The 17,002-nt window shown below is 57.5% G+C and carries 14 protein-coding genes; 6 read left to right on the top strand and 8 right to left on the bottom strand.

Annotated features, from left to right (window positions below):
* Window position 1 precedes the first annotated feature (1 nt).
* Together AB3226_RS01285 and AB3226_RS01280 are read right to left on the bottom strand one after the other, a co-directional pair.
* The gene (locus AB3226_RS01285) at window positions 2–1,132 is read right to left on the bottom strand and encodes an acyl-protein synthase (protein WP_367371679.1); all 1,131 of its coding nucleotides are present in this window, start codon (window positions 1,130–1,132) and stop codon (window positions 2–4) included.
* Window positions 1,133–1,153: 21 nt separating this feature from the next.
* The gene (locus AB3226_RS01280; RefSeq protein WP_367371678.1) at window positions 1,154–2,395 is read right to left on the bottom strand and encodes an MFS transporter; all 1,242 of its coding nucleotides are present in this window, start codon (window positions 2,393–2,395) and stop codon (window positions 1,154–1,156) included.
* A gap of 259 nt (window positions 2,396–2,654) precedes the next feature.
* Between AB3226_RS01280 and AB3226_RS01275 the strand changes: the two genes are divergently transcribed.
* Both AB3226_RS01275 and AB3226_RS01270 read left to right on the top strand, forming a co-directional pair.
* Window positions 2,655–2,936 (top strand): hypothetical protein, encoded by a 282-nt coding sequence (locus AB3226_RS01275; RefSeq protein ID WP_367375884.1) that lies wholly within the window; start codon window positions 2,655–2,657, stop codon window positions 2,934–2,936.
* Between the two features lie 57 nt (window positions 2,937–2,993).
* Window positions 2,994–3,182: a hypothetical protein gene (locus AB3226_RS01270; protein WP_007901365.1), complete on the top strand. Its 189-nt coding sequence runs from the start codon at window positions 2,994–2,996 to the stop codon at window positions 3,180–3,182.
* On the opposite strand, the gene AB3226_RS01265 is transcribed toward AB3226_RS01270, so the two are convergent.
* A complete protein-coding gene (locus AB3226_RS01265) occupies window positions 3,172–3,573 on the bottom strand; it encodes a fe2+ zn2+ uptake regulation protein (protein WP_367371677.1) in 402 nt (133 codons plus the stop codon). The genes AB3226_RS01270 and AB3226_RS01265 overlap by 11 nt on opposite strands.
* Window positions 3,574–3,797: 224 nt before the next feature.
* On the opposite strand from AB3226_RS01265, the gene AB3226_RS01260 reads away from it, so the two are divergent.
* Window positions 3,798–6,143: an acylase gene (locus tag AB3226_RS01260; RefSeq protein WP_367371676.1), complete on the top strand. Its 2,346-nt coding sequence runs from the start codon at window positions 3,798–3,800 to the stop codon at window positions 6,141–6,143.
* Between the two features lie 55 nt (window positions 6,144–6,198).
* Here AB3226_RS01260 and AB3226_RS01255 read toward each other — a convergent pair whose 3' ends face one another.
* The gene (locus AB3226_RS01255) at window positions 6,199–7,200 is read right to left on the bottom strand and encodes a FecR domain-containing protein (RefSeq protein WP_367371675.1); all 1,002 of its coding nucleotides are present in this window, start codon (window positions 7,198–7,200) and stop codon (window positions 6,199–6,201) included.
* A 250-nt stretch (window positions 7,201–7,450) separates the two neighbouring features.
* Window positions 7,451–12,271 carry a dermonecrotic toxin domain-containing protein gene (locus tag AB3226_RS01250; protein ID WP_367371674.1) on the bottom strand — a complete coding sequence of 1,607 codons (4,821 nt, stop codon included), beginning with the start codon at window positions 12,269–12,271 and terminating at the stop codon, window positions 7,451–7,453.
* A gap of 262 nt (window positions 12,272–12,533) precedes the next feature.
* Here AB3226_RS01250 and AB3226_RS01245 point away from each other — a divergent pair, with 262 nt between their 5' ends.
* Window positions 12,534–13,574 carry an Ldh family oxidoreductase gene (locus AB3226_RS01245; protein WP_367371673.1) on the top strand — a complete coding sequence of 347 codons (1,041 nt, stop codon included), beginning with the start codon at window positions 12,534–12,536 and terminating at the stop codon, window positions 13,572–13,574.
* 131 nt (window positions 13,575–13,705) lie between these two features.
* Here the strand turns inward: AB3226_RS01245 and AB3226_RS01240 are convergent, their stop codons facing one another.
* Entirely contained in the window at window positions 13,706–14,023 is a 318-nt protein-coding gene (locus AB3226_RS01240) for a YqjD family protein (protein ID WP_052963404.1), read from the bottom strand.
* Between the two features lie 165 nt (window positions 14,024–14,188).
* On the opposite strand from AB3226_RS01240, the gene AB3226_RS01235 reads away from it, so the two are divergent.
* Window positions 14,189–14,440 (top strand): hypothetical protein, encoded by a 252-nt coding sequence (locus AB3226_RS01235; RefSeq protein WP_007897387.1) that lies wholly within the window; start codon window positions 14,189–14,191, stop codon window positions 14,438–14,440.
* A gap of 54 nt (window positions 14,441–14,494) precedes the next feature.
* On the opposite strand, the gene AB3226_RS01230 is transcribed toward AB3226_RS01235, so the two are convergent.
* On the bottom strand, window positions 14,495–15,409 hold the full coding sequence (locus tag AB3226_RS01230) for a LysR substrate-binding domain-containing protein (RefSeq protein WP_367371672.1): 915 nt from the start codon (window positions 15,407–15,409) through the stop codon (window positions 14,495–14,497).
* An 85-nt stretch (window positions 15,410–15,494) separates the two neighbouring features.
* Here AB3226_RS01230 and AB3226_RS01225 point away from each other — a divergent pair, with 85 nt between their 5' ends.
* Window positions 15,495–16,415 carry a carbon-nitrogen hydrolase family protein gene (locus AB3226_RS01225; RefSeq protein WP_367371671.1) on the top strand — a complete coding sequence of 307 codons (921 nt, stop codon included), beginning with the start codon at window positions 15,495–15,497 and terminating at the stop codon, window positions 16,413–16,415.
* Here the strand turns inward: AB3226_RS01225 and AB3226_RS01220 are convergent.
* Window positions 16,408–16,953: a GNAT family N-acetyltransferase gene (locus tag AB3226_RS01220; protein WP_367371670.1), complete on the bottom strand. Its 546-nt coding sequence runs from the start codon at window positions 16,951–16,953 to the stop codon at window positions 16,408–16,410. The two genes, AB3226_RS01225 and AB3226_RS01220, sit on opposite strands and share 8 nt — an antisense overlap.
* Between the last annotated feature and the right edge of the window lie 49 nt (window positions 16,954–17,002).

Here is a 17,002-nt window from a genome sequence, read left to right as displayed (position 1 = left end):
ATCAAGCGCCTCCGATCAGTTCGGAAGCGGCCATGGCACAGCTGCGACTGGCGGAGGTGCCGGCACGGCCATGCAGCTCGAACCAATCGGTTGGCAGACCGCATCCGCAACTGGCGCCCGGATGTAGTGTTGCCAGATCGCCCATGACCACGGCATGGGCAGGGCTCGACGAAATGTACGGCGAGACGAATTCCAGCAAGCCGCGCTGGCCGTATGGCTGGACAGTGAAATCGGATGGGTTACGCACGAAAACCTTCGAATAGATCGGCACATGAAAATGATGGTGGGCACACTGGATATAAGGCACTGCATGCTCTACGGCGCCATAGCCGTCCCGACATCGGGGCAGGTCGATACCCAATTGCCGATTGATTCGGGCATACAGCTGATGCAGGGGAATTTCCTGTGCCGCGTGGGTTTTCCAGCCCCCCCCAAGAAACACCAATGACTGGGCAGGCAACTGCAAATCGGCCACGCAGGTGTCTTCCATGTGCTGCAGTGCATGCGAAAGGAACGCCGGAAAACCGAGAATGCGAACGGGCAATCCTTCCTCGGCAAACTCTTGCAAGGCTCGAATAACACCAAAAAGATCGAACTCGTGACCTTTGCCGGTAAGGCGCAAGCCATAAGCGACACGATTGACAGGGGCGTAGCTGCAAAGAAACTGATCGGTATAGGCTGTGCCCAAGGTGTTGGCCGCCTCCGGCTCGTAGCTCAGGAGCAAATAATTGCAGGGGCTGTCCGGTGTGTCCCAGCCGTAATGCCGGAAAATGTGGTTCACCATGCCTTGTGCCGCGGCCATGCTGCGATGGTCGTAGCGCATGCGACTCTTTTGGCCGCTGGTGCCGGATGATGTCAGCTCCAGCGCGCCTTCGCCTGTGGGACCGAACACCAAATGACGTTTGAAGTAATTGGCGAAAATCGGCGGCAGCCTTGACCAGTCATCCAATGTATCGAGGGCGTTGGCGTCAAGACCATTGGCGTTCAACCAGCGTTCGTATCCGGGCGTGTGATGACAATGAAACAGGCTGATTTCGCTCATGGCCCGGTCGAACAGGCCGTCCGGCACGGAATCCAGGCAATAGGGTTGCGTTAACGCACAAAGCGCATCGGTATGGGGTAGTTGAATCATCAAAAGACCTACTGGTTGGTGTCAGATCGCAAGCGGGGTGTGAGAACGACGCAGAAACAATCTCAAGGGCGCCAGGCACAATAGCCCCATGAGGCAGGCCATCAGAGCGAAGGCCTCAAGGCTGTCACCGGCACCCAGGGCAGCGATAATCGAGCCCCCACCACCCATGACAGCGATGGAGATCATGCCGATCGCGGCTGAGACCAACCCTTTACTGTCATGGCTGGAAAACAGCGCGAGCCGGTACAGCGCGGCGTTGCTCATGCCAAGGCCGATGGCGTAAAGCGACAGGCAACTGACCAACAGGAGCGTCGAAGCACCGGTCAAAGTGATGGCGGCCAACGCGATAAGCCCACCGCAAAACGGCCAGAGCGCGTATCGAATCAGTTGCGGCAGTTCAGTGTTGGCAATCAATCGGTTGAGTATCAGATTACCGAGAATGACTGCCGCAAATACCGGGATCTGCCACAGGCCGTACTGCAAGGTAGAAAGTCCCTGGTTCTGGATCAGCAAGAGCGGCGCCAGCCCGATCCAGGCAATCAACGGCAGACTCATCAATCCCAAGGCGACGGTAGCGCGCAGGAACTGCATGTTGGTGAGCAAAACGGCGTAGCGGCGCACCGTGCCACCCCATTCAAAGGACACGGCAGCCAGGCGTTGACCGTCCTGACGCAAGGTGCCCACGGTTTCCGGCATGTACCAATAAAGCCCCAACCAGACCATCGCGCCACCGACACCTAACAGTAGAAACAGCTCCCGCCAGGAGAGCCACTCCAGCATCAGACTGCCGAGCAAGGGGCCCAACAGCGGGGAGAGCAGCGCTACGTTGCCCAGCAATGCCATGATCTTTACTGCGTCGGCTTCACAGAAGACTTCTTGCAGGGCCGGATAACTGACCGCGATGACAAATCCCAATCCCATGCCCTGAATCAGGCGCAAACCATTGAAGACAAAGATGCTCTGCACGTAATACGCCGCGGCACAGGCTAGAGCGAATAGCGCACAGCCGATGAGCAGCATCCGGCGACGACCGAAATGATCGGACAGCGGACCGATAAGCCATTGCAAAAGAATGCCCCCCGCCAAATAAAGATTGAAGGCGTAGGGAACATGACTCGCACTGGCATTCAGTTGATGGGTTACGGTCAGCATGGCCGGCATGATCATATCGCTGGCCATATAAGTCAGCAGTTCGAAAAGAGTGATTGCAAGGCAAAACCCAAGTAGTCGAGGCGAACTTATATCTATTAAAGGTTTGTGCATGATGTTCCTGTTGGTGCCGGAAGTTTGATAAGGCGGCAGAACAAGGATAGACATGGCCCCTGAGGAATTTCATGTGCTTAATTGAGGCAAAAAGCTTCTGTGGTTTTTCATGGTGTGTTTGATTGGAGTTTCTAGGGAAAAGAGGCTGTGAGTTGGTAAATAAAATCCCGGCGGAATAAGAATTGTCCTATACGAAAAATGCCCGCTATAAAACAGGCATTTGTACGGGGGCTTGTAGGATAAGTTCTTTGTGTTGGGGGTGAATAAGTCGGTTGTTTATCCAGCCAAGAAAAACTATTTAATGCTACCGATGCTGATAATAGCCCGGTGCGCCATGGTCATAATGGTGATCGCCATGCCAGCCGCCATGGGGGAAAACGATGCAGCCACTCAGGGGCAGGAGAGCAAGCAAGGAAATCAGCAGTGTGATTCGACGAAACATTTCAAAATCCTCATGGTTATCGCCGCAATGAAGTCAAAACTCGTCATCGGCTGTAACATAAGACCTCGTTTGCAGCCCCTCATCCCTGCAGAAGGGTAGTGGCTTGGCATGCAATCGGATACAAATCGGATACATTTTTTGGTTCAGGAACCCGCAATGACCCAGTCGCAACGTTTGAAATACTCGATTCTGATTTCCCTGGTGGTACTGGGGATCATGTTCGGCCTTTCCTGGCTGCAAAATGCAGGGATCATCACAGAGCAGCTGTTCCAGTACATCGCCATTGGCGTGGCGGTGCTCGTGGTGGTGATCAATGGCGTGATGCGTCGCAAGGTCAAGCCTTGAGCGATGCCCCTTGGCCGGATTGCTCGCTGTAAAGGACGGCGGCGGCCTGTGGATGCAGGCTGTAGCTTTTGTCCGGATTGAGGGTGATCACGCCTTCTGCGCACAAGCGTTTCAACACTTCACGGACACTGAGAAAGGACAGGGGGATGTCCAGGTCCAGCAAGTGGCTGTGTACGCCACGCACTCCCAGGCGGCGGTCGTTTTCGGCGGCGGTCAGCAAGGCGTCGATGACTTTGAGGCGAATCAGGCTGGTACGCAGGCCGAAACTCTTGAGCAGAAACCTGATCCGTTCGTTGCCGTGGCGTTCGGCTTGTTGATTGAAAACGCCGGAGCCCAGGGTGCTGGCCTTTGGCGCATGGCTACCGTCCGTTGGCAGTTGCGGGTTGTACATGCAAAAACTCCTTTTCAGAGCCTGATCAGGAAAAAGTGATGGGTGCTCTCAATCAATAAGACGAATGAGCCAGGCAAATAATGAAGACCCACATGTAGAAAATTTGTCGCCGTTACGTCAGCGGCCCGTGAGCCGGGCGTGCGGACGTCCTAAATTTTTGCTGTTTGCTTCGTTTTAAGGGGAGGCGCATTGCGTGTCATACGTCTTTTCGATCAGGAGCGAGCGTGATTATTTCCAGGCAGTTAACCAGGTTGAGCCTTGCGGGTGTGTTTCTGGGGCTGAGTCTTGCAGCAAATGCGCGCAGCCAGCCAGAGCCGGCGACGGCCGAGATTCGTCGAACCAGTTTCGGCGTGCCGCATATTCGTGCCGACAACGAGCGCGGGCTCGGCTATGGCATTGGCTATGCCTACGCTCAGGACAATCTGTGCTTGCTGGCCAATGAGATCGTCACCGTCAATGGCGAGCGCTCCCGGTATTTCGGCCCGGACCAGTTTACCGTCGAAGAGCGCGGGAACCTGGCCAGCGATCTGTTCTTCAACTGGCTGAATACCCCCCAGGCAGTCGCCGCTTTCTGGCAGGCGCAAACACCGGAAGTACGCGAGCTCATCGAAGGTTACGTGGCGGGTTACAACCGTTCGCTGACAGAGCGTCGGGCGCAGGGTTTGCCGCCGCAATGCCAGGGAGAATGGGTGCGTGCGATTACCGCGCAGGACCTGGTCAAGTTGACCCGACGTCTATTGGTCGAAGGCGGCGTGGGGCAGTTTGCCGAAGCATTGGCCGGCGCTACCCCGCCGAAAACCGTTGCCCGTCTGGCGGGCGAGCCGGCGTCGTTCCAACTGGCAGCTTCGCGCATGCAACGCTTCGCTCTGGATCGCGGCAGTAACGCCGTGGCGGTCGGCAGCGAGCGTTCGTTCAACGGTCGCGGGATGTTGCTGGCTAATCCGCACTTTCCGTGGGTCGGTGGGATGCGTTTCTATCAGATGCACCTGACCATTCCCGGCAAACTGGACGTCATGGGCGCCGCGTTGCCCGGCTTGCCCATGATCAATATTGGTTTCAACCAGCACCTGGCATGGACCCACACGGTGGATTCGTCCAAGCACTTCACGCTGTATCGCCTGCAACTCGATCCCAAGGATCCGACCCGTTACCTGCTGGATGGCAAGTCCTTGCCGATGAAAAAGCAGACGCTGGTGGTGAATGTGAAGCAAGCCGATGGCCAGACCCGGCAGATTTCCCATGTGGTCTACAGCTCGCAATTTGGCCCGATTGTGCAATGGCCCGGCAAGCTGGACTGGAACAACCAGTTCGCCTACAGCCTGCGCGATGCCAACCTGGAAAACGACCGGGTCTTGCAGCAGTGGTATGCGATGAACCGTGCCGTCAGCCTCAAGGATTTGCAGGCATCGGTGCACAAGATTCAGGGGATCCCGTGGGTCAACACGCTGGCGGTAGACGATCAAGGGCAGACGCTTTACATGAACTTGTCGGTGGTGCCGAACGTCAATGCCGACAAGCTGGCCAAGTGCAGCGATCCGCGGGCCGGATTACAGATGATCCTGCTCGACGGTTCCAACAGCGTCTGTGCCTGGGACATCGACCCGCACGCTGCGCAAAAAGGTATTTACGCAGCAGATAAACTGCCGCAACTGCTGCGCAAAGACTTTGTGCAGCATTCCAATGATTCGGCCTGGATGGCCAACCCGGCACAACCGCTCACCGGTTTCTCGCCGTTGATCAGTCAGGATAATCAGCCATTGGGGTTGCGTTCACGCTTTGCGCTGGAGCGCCTGGGGAGTTTGAGCAAGGCTGGCCCTGTCGCTGCGGCCGATCTGCAACACATGGTGATGGACGATCAGGTGTACCAGGCAGCTCAAGTGATGCCGGACCTGCTGCAATTCTGCGCCGCGGATCTTGGCGCCGATGCGCCGACGCTCACGCCATTGTGTGCCAGCCTCAAGGCGTGGGATCGCCGGGTGAATCTGGACAGTGGACTGGGCTTTGTGCATTTTCAGAATGTCATGGGGCCGCTACAGCAAATCCCTGACATCTGGCGTGTGGCGTTCGACCCGAAGGATCCGCAACACACTCCACGTGGCCTGGCAATTGAACGGCCAGACGTCGCCAAAGCGATTCGGGCGGCGATGCTGGCTTCGGTTGAACAGGTAAAAACCCTAGGCCTGAATGCCGATAGCCGCTGGGGCGATATCCAGGTGGTCAGCAGTGGCGGGCAGCAAACGCCGATCCACGGCGGGCCTGGCACGCTGGGTGTGTATAACGCGATCCAAAGCGTGCCGAGGACCGACGGCAAACGCGAAGTCGTCAGTGGCACCAGCTATTTTCAGGTAGTGACTTTCGATGACAAGGGGCCGCAGGCTCGGGGTTTGTTGGCATTCTCGTTGTCCAGTGACCCGGCGTCGAAGTACTCCCGGGACCAGACACTGGCCTTTTCGAAGAAGCAGCTGAGTGTGTTGCCGTTCACCGAGCAGCAGATCACGTCTGATCCGCAGTACCAGGCTCAGACGATTCGCGAGCAGGATGAAAAAGCAGGGAAGATCGCCGCGCAGTAATCGCGATAGCGTTTGAATCAATAGTGAAGGCCGCACCTCGCAAGGGTGGCGGCCTTCAGCTTTTTGGGGCTTGTTGCGGGATTGAATTGAGGACCGGATTGCCGTCCTTGTTGCGGGTCAGATAGACCGGCAGCACCTTGGGCAACGAAGCCACCAGGCTGTTGAGCTCTTTGATGTTGTAGATACCGCCGAGGCGAATCGAGCCGGTGCTGTGGTCGGCGATCATGACTGGCTTGTTCAAATAACGATTGATCAAGGGCAGGGCATCGGTCAGCGTCAGATCATCAAGCACCAGTTTGCCGCTGCGCCAGGCCAGCGAATGGTCGTTGGCAGAGGTCTGGCTGATTTGTGGCGTGAAGTCGCCGTGTCGGTAACGTGCCTGCATGGCAGGTTCGAGACTTACACCCTCACTGGGCAGGGCTCCGTTGCTGGTCACCAGCACGGAACCTTCGATCAGGTTCACGCGTACCTGGTCTTCATACATCCAGACGTTGAATCGGGTTCCGGTGACGCGAATCCTGCCATCGGCTGCCCTGACGATGAATGGATGCTGCAGGTCATGACTGACGCTGAAGAAGGCTTCGCCTTTTTTCAGCGTGACACGACGCTGATCCTTGTAATTGCTGAACGTCAGCTCGCTGCCCAGGTTCAGTTCCACCTGGCTGCCATCACTCAGCGTGACCTGACGAACATTATCGGTCGCCTCGAAATGCTGGTAGGCATTGGGCAGCCAACCCAGGTTCCACCCGGTATAGGCCGCGAGCGGCAGCGCGAGGGCGCAGACGGTGGCGGCAATGCCGAAGGTGCGCCAAGGCGTTGCCGGTTTGACGCGAGCAGCCGGCATAACGGCTTCGGCACGAGGCAAATCCCCAGCCACATCCCAGATCTCCAGCATGGCTTCGTACTCGAAGGCATGCAACGGATGAGCATTACGCCATTGCTCGAACGCCAGGCGTTCTTCGGCCGTGCAGTCGATGGCATGCAAACGCATACACCAGTGCGCAGCGGCATCGGTGATGGCGTCGTATTGAGCTTGCGAGAGAGAGTGGTCGGTCATTGACTCATCCTGATTTCCTGCATTCTAACCTTGAGGGGAAGTCTGCGAGAACAACCGTCATGGCAATTGCCCATCAAAGTGCAATTTTTATATCCAGATACCCTGAAAAAACATGTGTGTGGCCAGCAGTATCCATAGCTGGAGTGAAAAAATGGTCAAGTCCCACAGGACGATCTCTGTCCCGGACGACAAAAGCAGGTGCAGGTCGGGTGACCTGCGCCTGATTTTATGTGCTTGAAGTCAAACCCGGTTATGGGACTGGCACCGGATCCAGCTGTCGACCCATTTCAGATATCAATAAAGCGATCGAGTCGGCGTTGCGCAAAATGGTGTCGATGCGCAGGTTCGCATCCACTGGATTGCGGAAGGCGTTGCGAGCTTCATTCATCGTCGTGCAGCCCGTTGTTTTGAGGATGTCCTTACCTACATGCTCCAACCCTTCAATCGAGTCCAGACTGATCCATGACTGTAATGTATCGTTCCAGCGTGCAAACAATTCTTCCCTGGGGGTGGCCAGGGACAGTGCTTGTCGCTGGAGGTCTTGCTGCTTCTGTTTGGTTGTTGCACCGTAACTGGTGACTGTGGCGATGAGATCGGTGAACGGACGTCTTGCTTCAAGCGTTGCGATATCCACGGTCTTTGAAAAAAGATGGGAGAACTCATGAATCACGGTAATGGCCCGGGCATGGTCGTCAACGTCGAACGGCCCAGTCAAACCGCACTTGTACCAATCGAGTTGCGGGTCAAAAAACCTCTCCGTGAAATGCACACGCTTCTGTATATCGCCATCCATGACAAAAGCGATTGTGCCGTCGAACCAGTCTTTGTTTGAACCGACCACAAAATGCTCGGTATTCATCAAATCCTCGTTTGGGTCTACCAGCGCGTTGCAAATGGGAACGATGACCTTCTTGATTTTCTCGAGGGTACTGGCGTCGAGACTATCGATATCAAAAAAAGCTTTAAGAAATGTATCCAGTCGCGTCCCCGGGTTCAGGTGCCTGAGCTGCACGAGGTTATGCAGACTGTTAAAAGCGTAATAGCGAGCCAGATCGATGGCTTTCACGATCATGCGTGCTTTTTCCGGGTGTTTTGTCCTGATCTCTTCCATTCCCCGCGCTTCGATATTCAGGACCGCTCTGACCGTGAGGCTGGCTGCAAATTTATTGTGCATTTTCGACAGGGCTTTTCCATAGTGGACAGTATGGATATCCGGATCGAGCACCAGTTGCTTGTCAGGCGTAGTCAGTAGAGCAGGGCCTTCTTCCTTGTCTTTGATCATCCGCCAGATCGCCCCGGGTCTGGTCACGCGGTACACCTTGCCCGCGATAGGTGCATAGGTTTGTTTGCTGGTCATTTCCAGGTAGGTGCCATTCGCGCTGTTCTTCTTCAGATCTTTAAGTTCGACGGCAGTGGTTTCGAAGGGCAGCAGTGACGTGCGCATCGGTGCAGTGGACTTCACCTGCGACCAGTGCGGCGCGGCCACAGGAGTGGCCACCGGTTCGGCGAGGGTGTCGGTCGTTGTCTGCGTAGCGCCGATCGATTCTTCCAGCGATAACCTGCCCAATGAGACCATTTGCACTGCACCGGCAATAAAGTCGAGCACTGCCTGTTTCCAGTGGCGATTCTGCTGCGCTTCGGCCGAGGCCTTGAAGTCTTTGTAGGCTTGCCACAGAAACAGCCCATAACTGAGTTTGCCGGGTAACAGGCCTGCGAGCCTGTGGATGCCCGAGCTGAACAGGTGCTTGGCTGCCTCCCAGTCCGACTGGCCGTTGACGTCGGACTGAGTGCCGAGCATTTGCGACAGCAGGTGGATGTTGTCGCGGAACAATCGGGTCAGCAAGTTGCCGTCGATGGAGTTGGAGGCGAGGGTGATTTCGCTCGCTTGTCCGATAGTGGACTTCAACAGATTGCGAACCCCGGATTGCGCACCTGCTGGAAGACGACGTATCAGCAGCTCCTGTAGCGGTCCTGGCGTATTGAGCGCCGAGATAACGCTTGCCTCATTGTCGAATTCGGTGAATAGCGAGTCTGCATGGAAGGGGGCATACAGGATTTGGGGACCTTTCTGACCGGAGCCGGGGCCGATCAGGTACAGGCCCAGTGTCTTGACGGCTGCAGCGCCGACAGTCTTGATCAGCTCCAAAGGGCGAACAATGGCGTGGGCGCCGTTGACAGCTGCCCGGGCGATAGCGTCCGGCATGTCCATAACCTGTCGAATCAAATCGAAGCCGCTATCGGAAATACGTTGCTGCAGCTTCTGTGCATGGGCGTGTTGCATCAATTGCCAAGGCAATTGCCGAATGAAGCGCAGCCTTCGAGCATCAGCATTGGCGCTGTTGTTCGACAAGCTGTCTGTCATCCGTTTTGCGTAGGTTTGCTGAATGTTCAGTGACAACAGGAGTTGCCTGACAGCGGACTGGTCCAGGCCTTGCGGAAGCAATTGAGTGGTTTTCGAAGTGATCTTGAACCCTGTGCCCTGGACAACGTTGACATGGTTCAAGGCAAACTCGGTCAGGGAACGAGCGGGGCCGGCCAGGGTCAGGTTGGGGGTGATTTCGATGTCGTCGGGGTCTGGCAGTGTCCCGGAGAAGCGGCTACCGAGCAGTGACACCAATGTGTCATGCACATAGGACCTCAGTGTCTTCATGCCGTGCAGGTAATCTTTATCATCGTCGACGCTGTTGCAGTATTGCTCCAGCAATTCGATGTGCAACTGCTGTTCCTCGACGGGGGCCATTGCGAACCAGGCTGGCAAGGACTGCTGTCGGGTAATCGCCTGCGCGATCGAAGTGGCTCTGCGCAAGTTGGTGTCGACCACCGTTTTTTTCAGGGATTGAAGGGCTTTGGTCTGTTTTGCATCGTCCAGTTTCAGGGCGCGCAGGTGTTCGCAGCGTCCCAGGAAGTGGTCGACCGATGATTGTGATAACCGCTGCAAGACATGACCTTCAATCAGTCGCAACGCGCCGAGTGAATAGCGCTGGTGGAAGGTGCGTTGGACTGGGGAGAGGTTTTCCAACAGCGCCAGACGTTTGTGCGGATCAAGCAGGCGCCGGTCCAGCTCCTGCTTTGCGTGACTGACGGTGTCAAAGACTTCCAGGCCCTGCGCAGGGGTCCATAGAACTGTTCGGCCCGAATGCTGAGAGTCGAGCCCGCCACGCTCGGTCAACAGCAAACAATTGGCCAAGGGCAGGAAATTCGTTTGGCCGGAGCGCTCAAGGGTCAATGAATAGGCGTCAGGCCGGAACCCCCTGAGTGACAGACGGCTTTTACGATCCGAGTGGTCCGGATTGAGCACCGTATCGACAATGGCCCGATCCGTGTCGCCCAATGTTGCGTCGAGCACCCGAAGGCTGGCTTCCCCGCGTATGCCCACGGAAAGGGCGTGAGCCAACCGGGGTTTCATGTTCTCCAGATAGACCCGCTGCAGTGCCAGCGAAGCAATGGGTTGCGAAGCGAAGTCCGTGCTGATCAGCGCCTCGATATCGCTGAAGGTTTTTACGAACGCCGCCGCGTTGTCTGCCAGCACCATGGACGGTTGTTGATTGCCCGACAATACCGGCCGCGTACTCCATCGTCCCTGGGTATCCAGCGTCAGCAGTTGCTCGCTGATCATCGAACGGATGTCCAGCGCCTTGTCGAACAAGGCGTTGATGTCCACGATGCCGTCGCTGTGACGGAAAACCTGCAGGGCATACTCTATGTTCTGCTGTTGTTTGGTGATGATTGCTTCGAACATCTTTTTGAAGATAGAACCGGAAATCGCTTCCCCAGAGACATTCGGCCAATCAAAACCGATGAAGCGCTGACGCTCCTCCAGACTCAGCAGGCCGTAGAACTCATCCTCGTGACCGGCCGCGCTGAATTTGCTCAACAAGGTGTTTTTGAGGTCCTGATAGTCTTTGAGTACCTGCAGCCCTTGAGTGGGGGTGTAGAGAAACGCATTGCCGCCATTGATCATCAGCGAGCCTGCCAGCTCCACATAGTTGGCCTGATATTCCCAGAGACGCACGGTTTCGACGGTCAGTGTTTCGTACGTTCTGCTGGTTGGCTCGATCAGCGAATGCAAGTCCTGGCTCTGTTCAGGCGTGATGATTTCGGCTTCGCGCTTGAGCAGGAAGTCCGCTCGCGCCTTTTCAGCAATGGCCTTGCTGAAAAATTCGCGACGTGATGCGCCATCGGCGCTCGCGGCATTCCAGTAGTCTTGCAGTTGCGCGGAAAGCAGGCTGATCAGCTTTTTGGAAGCAGTGGCGAGCGCGGTATCCCAGTGTTGCTGGTCAGTGCTCGCCGGGTGCTTTTTCGGGTGGGAAAACTCATGTGATTGCCCCGACGGCCAGCGTTGATTGCGGTAGTACAGCAGCACCGCATCACTCAAGGACATGGCGTTGATCCAGCGCCGCGCCGGAGTGCTTTCCTTATCGTGTTCATCGGCCGTTGCCGTGGAATAGAAACTGACCTGGGTCTGGCGCTGATCCAGGCCGGGGAAGGCTGACTTCAGCAGTTCATCCAGCACTGTATCGAGCATCGAAATCAACGAAGGCGATGCTTTCAGCTCGCCGAGCATGGCCTGATCGTTCATTTGCTGGAGTGCGGTGATGGTGCTGCTCTGATCTTCGAACACCTCGCCTTCGATGGTTTGAAAGGTCACCTCGATAGTGGCGGCATCTGCCAGCGTTCTGCGTTGAGACAACGACATGAAAGCCAACAGGTCGTCGTCCTCGGTCGCGCTGTTCAACTGACGCTTAAGCTGTTCGGTCAAGGCTGAGTGGCTGTCGTACTTCTTTATGCCGCCATACGGGGTGTAGAGAATTACGCCGTTGTCATCCGGTGTGGCGCTCAGCACGAAGCTGCCGGCCAGGGGCATGGGTTCCAGATTGTTGGTCTTGAGCAGGATTTTTTCGGCGAGCATGGGCGGTTTCTGTTCACCGCGCAGCGTGTGGTTGGCAAGTTGCAGGTGACTGAACCATTCGAAGTCCTTTTGCGTCAGCCCGTGGGTTTGGCCAAGTCTCCTCCAAAGGCCGGGAGACTTCAGGGCCTGAGGGAAAAACAATGGAGTGGCAGGTGTAGGCATCGTCGAGTCTCGCTCAGGGCGCGATTGAAATGCGCCAATGGATTGAGCCTCGAGACTAAAAGTCATTGACGTGTGGAAGGTGGTAGATAGTTACCGCACAGCCTGCCGGTTGGTCGTGCAAAACTCGAGAAGAAAGCACAGCCCGTGTTGGTATGGCCTGCAGGTGCTCAACCGAAAAGTTGACAGCTCGCTCGCCGTGCGTTGTTAATCGGCTGGTTTTCGTACGCTGTTGCCCCCTCCAATAATTACTCTGGAGCTTCAGATGTCTGCGCCACACGATCATGTGTCTACTGCGGTTTCGCAAAACCTGTCCTTCGAAGCGCTGACGGCGTTGCTTGAACAGATCTTCCAGCGTCACGGCACCTCAGCCGATGTCGCCAAAACCCTGGCCCTCAACTGCGCCGGCGCCGAGCGCGACGGGGCTCACAGTCATGGCGTGTTTCGCATTCCCGGTTATGTGTCGACGCTGCAAAGCGGCTGGGTTAATGGTCAGGCAGTGCCGGTGGTCGAGGATGTAGCCTCGGGATTTGTCCGGGTTGATGCCGGTAATGGTTTTGCCCAACCGGCCCTCGCGGCGGCGCGGTCCTTGTTGGTCGAGAAGGCCCGCAGTGCCGGCATTGCGGTGCTGGCCATCCGCAATTCCCACCATTTCGCCGCCTTGTGGCCAGATGTCGAGCCGTTTGCCGACGAAGGGCTGGTGGCACTGAGCGTGGTCAACAGCATGACCTGCGTGGTGCCGCACGGTGCCGATCGGCCGCTGTTCGGGACCAACCCGATTGCCTTCGCCGCCCCTCGGGCCAACGGTGATCCGATTGTTTTCGACCTGGCGACCAGCGCCATCGCCCATGGCGACGTACAGATTGCGGCTCGTAAAGGCGAGCGTTTGCCGGCGGGCATGGGTGTGGACAGCCTCGGCCAACCGACCCAAGACCCGAAAGCAATCCTTGAGGGCGGCGCCTTGCTGCCGTTTGGCGGCCACAAGGGCTCGGCGCTGTCGATGATGGTGGAGTTGTTGGCGGCGGCGTTGACCGGGGGCAATTTTTCTTTCGAGTTCGACTGGTCGAACCATCCGGGGGCGAAAACACCCTGGACCGGTCAACTGCTGATTGTGATCGATCCGAGCAAATCGGCGGGGCAGAATTTTGCCGAGCGCAGTCAGGAACTGGTCCGGCAGATGCACGGTGTAGGGCTCAAGCGGTTACCGGGTGATCGACGTCACCGGCAGCGCGCCAAAGCCAAGGTCGAAGGCATCGCGCTCGATGCTCAGACGCTGGCAAATCTGCGGGAACTGGCCGGGCTCTGAGCTAAAACGCAATCTCTAATGTGTGTGGGCTTGCTCGCGAAGGCGGCGGTACAGTCAACATTGATCTCGCCTGACACACCGCTTTCGCGAGCAAGCCCGCTCCCACAGGTTCCGTACTGATGCTCAATGGCTTAACGCCGGCCCAACAACAACCCCACCACCAGACCGAATCCGGCGGAGATGGCCACGGTTTGCCAGGGATGACCACCGATGTAGATTTCGCTGGCCTCGACTGCGGGTTTGGCCCGGTCACGCACGCTGGAGACTGAAGTCCGGGCCTGCTGGAGCTTCTGGGCGATTTGCCCGCGAAGGGTGTCCGCTTCTTCACCGACCAGTGAAGCACTGCTCTTGAGCAGTTTTTCCGATTCTTCGATCAGGGCCTGAAGTTCGCTGAAGACCTGATCCTTGATTTGATCCTCGGCGACTTGATCGATGATTTTGCGGGCCATTGGAGTACTCCTTGCAGGTAAATGGGCAGTGAACAATGGAGTCTGGCGCCATGGCAAAAGTTGCAGCCATTTTGCGTGGTGACGCCACCCTTGTGAAAAATCCAGGGCAGGACATTTCCTCCTACAGTGTAAGATGTCGCCTATTTTACGCAGCAGGTATCTTCCATGAGCTTCAATCTGGCCGACAAACCCCTTGCCGAGCGCGCGGCGCTTGAAGACGAGAAATCCCGTCTGTTCGAGCTCTGGCAAAACAACCTGGGTAAATCCAAGGGCGAAGCCGCACGGTTGTTCGGTGAGCGTGCCAAGCGCAAAGGCAAATGGGCCGAGTGGGTCCGCGCCGAACTCGACGGCATGTCGCCCCCGGAGTTTGCGAACATGGTGCGCAGTGAAGTCAATCGCCTGATGGCCGCTAAATAAGCTTCCAGCACTGACAGTTTCGAAATTGCCGAAGATCGCAACCTGCGCCAGCTCCTACGGGTGGGAAAAAGTCGCGATAATCGCCTCGCGCACTTTCAGCACCACCGGATCGAGCTGTGTGCTGGTACGCCAACCCAGCTCGATCGGGTAGCGTGGCAACGCCAAAGGGCAGGGCAGCAACGCCAGTCCGCTAAGCGCGGCGATACTTTGAGCCGCATGGGCCGGAATAGTCGCCACCGCCTGGCTGCCCTTGAGCAGATGCGGCAACGCGGCAAAGTGCGTAGTCGACGCGCATACCCGCCGACTCAGGCCCAACGCCGCCAGGCCTTCATCGGTGATCCCGATAAAACCGCCCGATGACACCAGGATGTGCTCGCGGGCGACGAACGCTTCAAGGCTGAGAGTTTCCTGTCCCTCGGTCAGACTGAGGGGGTCCACCAGGCACAGATAATCGCCTTCACCCAGCACCTGACGACTGAGCAAACGCTCGGCAAATCCGCCTGCCGTGATCGCCAGATCGATGCTGCGTTCCATCAAGGCCCGGGCGACGATCTGGCTATGGGTCTGGCGAAAGATCAGGCGCAGTTTCGGCGCGCGATCAGCGATCTCTTCAATCAATCTTCGCCCGTAGGCGATTTCGAAATCATCCGACAAACCCACCGTCACCGAACGCCCGTCGTAATGATGCGCAGCCGGATCGACCATCGCCAGGCTCTGGCGGCATTTGTTCAGCGCATCACTGACCACCGGTTTCAACTGGTTGGCCTTGAGCGTCGGCGCAAGACCTCGACCGGTGCGCACGAACAACTGATCGCCATACACCTCTCGCAATCGACGCAACGCCGCGCTGACCGCCGATTGCGTCACGCCCAGACGCAGCGCGGCACGGCTGGCGCTGGATTCTTCATGCAGGGCTTCGAAGACTTTGAGCAAGTTGAGATCGACGGTTGCGATATTCATTTGGTTCATATCATTCAGCAGTGAGTCGGGCTTTATTCATGATCCGGTGGCGCCGGAGAATGAGCAACACCTCATTACTGACGGAGTCACCGCGATGCCCAAGTCCATCGTTGCTGCCCTGCAAATCGGCGCCTTGCCCGGCGGCAAGGCCGATACCCTCGATCAAATCCTCTCCTGGGAAACCGCCATTATCGAATCCGGTGTCGCACTGGTGGTCATGCCGGAGGCGTTGCTCGGCGGCTATCCAAAAGGCGAGGGTTTCGGCACGCAACTCGGCTATCGGCTGCCGGAGGGGCGGGAAGCATTTGCGCGGTATTTTGACAACGCCATCGACGTGCCGGGTGCCGAGACTGAAGCCTTGGCCGGGTTGTCCTCACGCACTGGCGCCAATCTGGTGATCGGCGTAATCGAGCGCGCGGGCAGCACCTTATATTGCACCGCGTTGTATTTCGATCCGCAGGCCGGGCTGGTCGCCAAGCACCGCAAACTGATGCCCACCGGCACCGAGCGACTGATCTGGGGCAAGGGCGATGGCTCGACCTTGCCGGTGATCGACAGCCAGGTCGGGCGAATCGGTGCCGTGGTGTGCTGGGAAAACATGATGCCGCTGCTGCGCACCGCGATGTACGCCAAAGGCGTGGAGGTCTGGTGCGCGCCGACGGTGGACGAGCGGGAAATGTGGCAGGTCAGCATGCGCCACATTGCCCATGAAGGACGCTGCTTTGTGGTCAGCGCCTGTCAGGTGCAGGCCTCGCCGCAAGCCTTGGGCGTGGAAATCGCCAACTGGCCGGCGCAGCGCCCGTTGATTGCCGGCGGCAGCGTGATTGTCGGGCCGATGGGCGACATTCTCGCCGGGCCGCTGCGTGACGAGGCAGGTTTGCTCACTGCCGAAATCGACACCGACGACCTGATCCGCGCTCGTTACGACTACGACGTGGTCGGGCATTACGCGCGCCCGGACGTGTTTGAGTTGACGGTGGATGAGCGAGCCAAACCCGGCGTACGTTTTATCTGAGGCGCAGCCACTCTTCGCGGGTGATCTCCCAGAGCTCCTTCGGGAATCGCCCGCTGACAAAATCGCCTTCATCGGTGTGTATCAAACGCATGCCGGTACGTTCCGAGAGTTTGCGCGAGCCGATATTCGGGGCCGCTTTCGGCACGCGCAGCAACGGCCGACCGAGTGTTTCGAACCAGTACTCGGTCACCGCCGCACTGGCTTCACCCATCAACCCCTGGCCTTGCCATTGCGGGGCCAGCCAGAAGCCGCGGTTATTGTCCTGTTCATTCATCAGGCTGACATTGCCGATCAGTTGATCGGGGGCCGACTTCAAGCGGATCGACCAGTGCCATTCTTCGCCCCGGGCCATCGCCGGCAGGGCAATTTCACGCAGATAAGTCATCGCGCCGTCGGCAGGATAAGGCCACGGCACCAGGACGTTCAGATAACGCACCACGTCCCAGTGGGGGAAATGCTGCTGGATGGCCTCGGCATCGGTCAGTTCCAGCGGGCGCAAAATCAATCGTTCGGTGTAGAGCGTTGGAGCGGTGTGCATCGTGGGTGACCTCCTTGTAGGGACGGGCGCTGCGCATCATGCGCAGCGT

Origin of the sequence: Pseudomonas lini (assembly GCF_964063345.1) — a bacterium.
Taxonomy (GTDB): Bacteria; Pseudomonadota; Gammaproteobacteria; order Pseudomonadales; family Pseudomonadaceae; genus Aquipseudomonas; species Aquipseudomonas lini_B.
The sequence above is the reverse complement of the archived record's forward strand: the minus strand, read 5'-3'. Positions and strand labels throughout refer to the sequence as shown.

Excerpts from the sequence above, each read along its gene's own strand:
- AB3226_RS01285 (WP_367371679.1), bottom strand. The coding sequence starts at position 1,132 with ATGATTCAACTACCCCATACCGATGCGCTTTGTGCGTTAACGCAACCC.
- AB3226_RS01280 (WP_367371678.1), bottom strand. The coding sequence starts at position 2,395 with ATGCACAAACCTTTAATAGATATAAGTTCGCCTCGACTACTTGGGTTT.
- AB3226_RS01270 (WP_007901365.1), top strand. The coding sequence starts at position 2,994 with ATGACCCAGTCGCAACGTTTGAAATACTCGATTCTGATTTCCCTGGTG.
- AB3226_RS01265 (WP_367371677.1), bottom strand. The coding sequence starts at position 3,573 with ATGTACAACCCGCAACTGCCAACGGACGGTAGCCATGCGCCAAAGGCC.
- AB3226_RS01255 (WP_367371675.1), bottom strand. The coding sequence starts at position 7,200 with ATGACCGACCACTCTCTCTCGCAAGCTCAATACGACGCCATCACCGAT.
- AB3226_RS01250 (WP_367371674.1), bottom strand. The coding sequence starts at position 12,271 with ATGCCTACACCTGCCACTCCATTGTTTTTCCCTCAGGCCCTGAAGTCT.
- AB3226_RS01245 (WP_367371673.1), top strand. The coding sequence starts at position 12,534 with ATGTCTGCGCCACACGATCATGTGTCTACTGCGGTTTCGCAAAACCTG.
- AB3226_RS01240 (WP_052963404.1), bottom strand. The coding sequence starts at position 14,023 with ATGGCCCGCAAAATCATCGATCAAGTCGCCGAGGATCAAATCAAGGAT.
- AB3226_RS01235 (WP_007897387.1), top strand. The coding sequence starts at position 14,189 with ATGAGCTTCAATCTGGCCGACAAACCCCTTGCCGAGCGCGCGGCGCTT.
- AB3226_RS01230 (WP_367371672.1), bottom strand. The coding sequence starts at position 15,409 with ATGAACCAAATGAATATCGCAACCGTCGATCTCAACTTGCTCAAAGTC.
- AB3226_RS01225 (WP_367371671.1), top strand. The coding sequence starts at position 15,495 with ATGCCCAAGTCCATCGTTGCTGCCCTGCAAATCGGCGCCTTGCCCGGC.
- AB3226_RS01220 (WP_367371670.1), bottom strand. The coding sequence starts at position 16,953 with ATGCACACCGCTCCAACGCTCTACACCGAACGATTGATTTTGCGCCCG.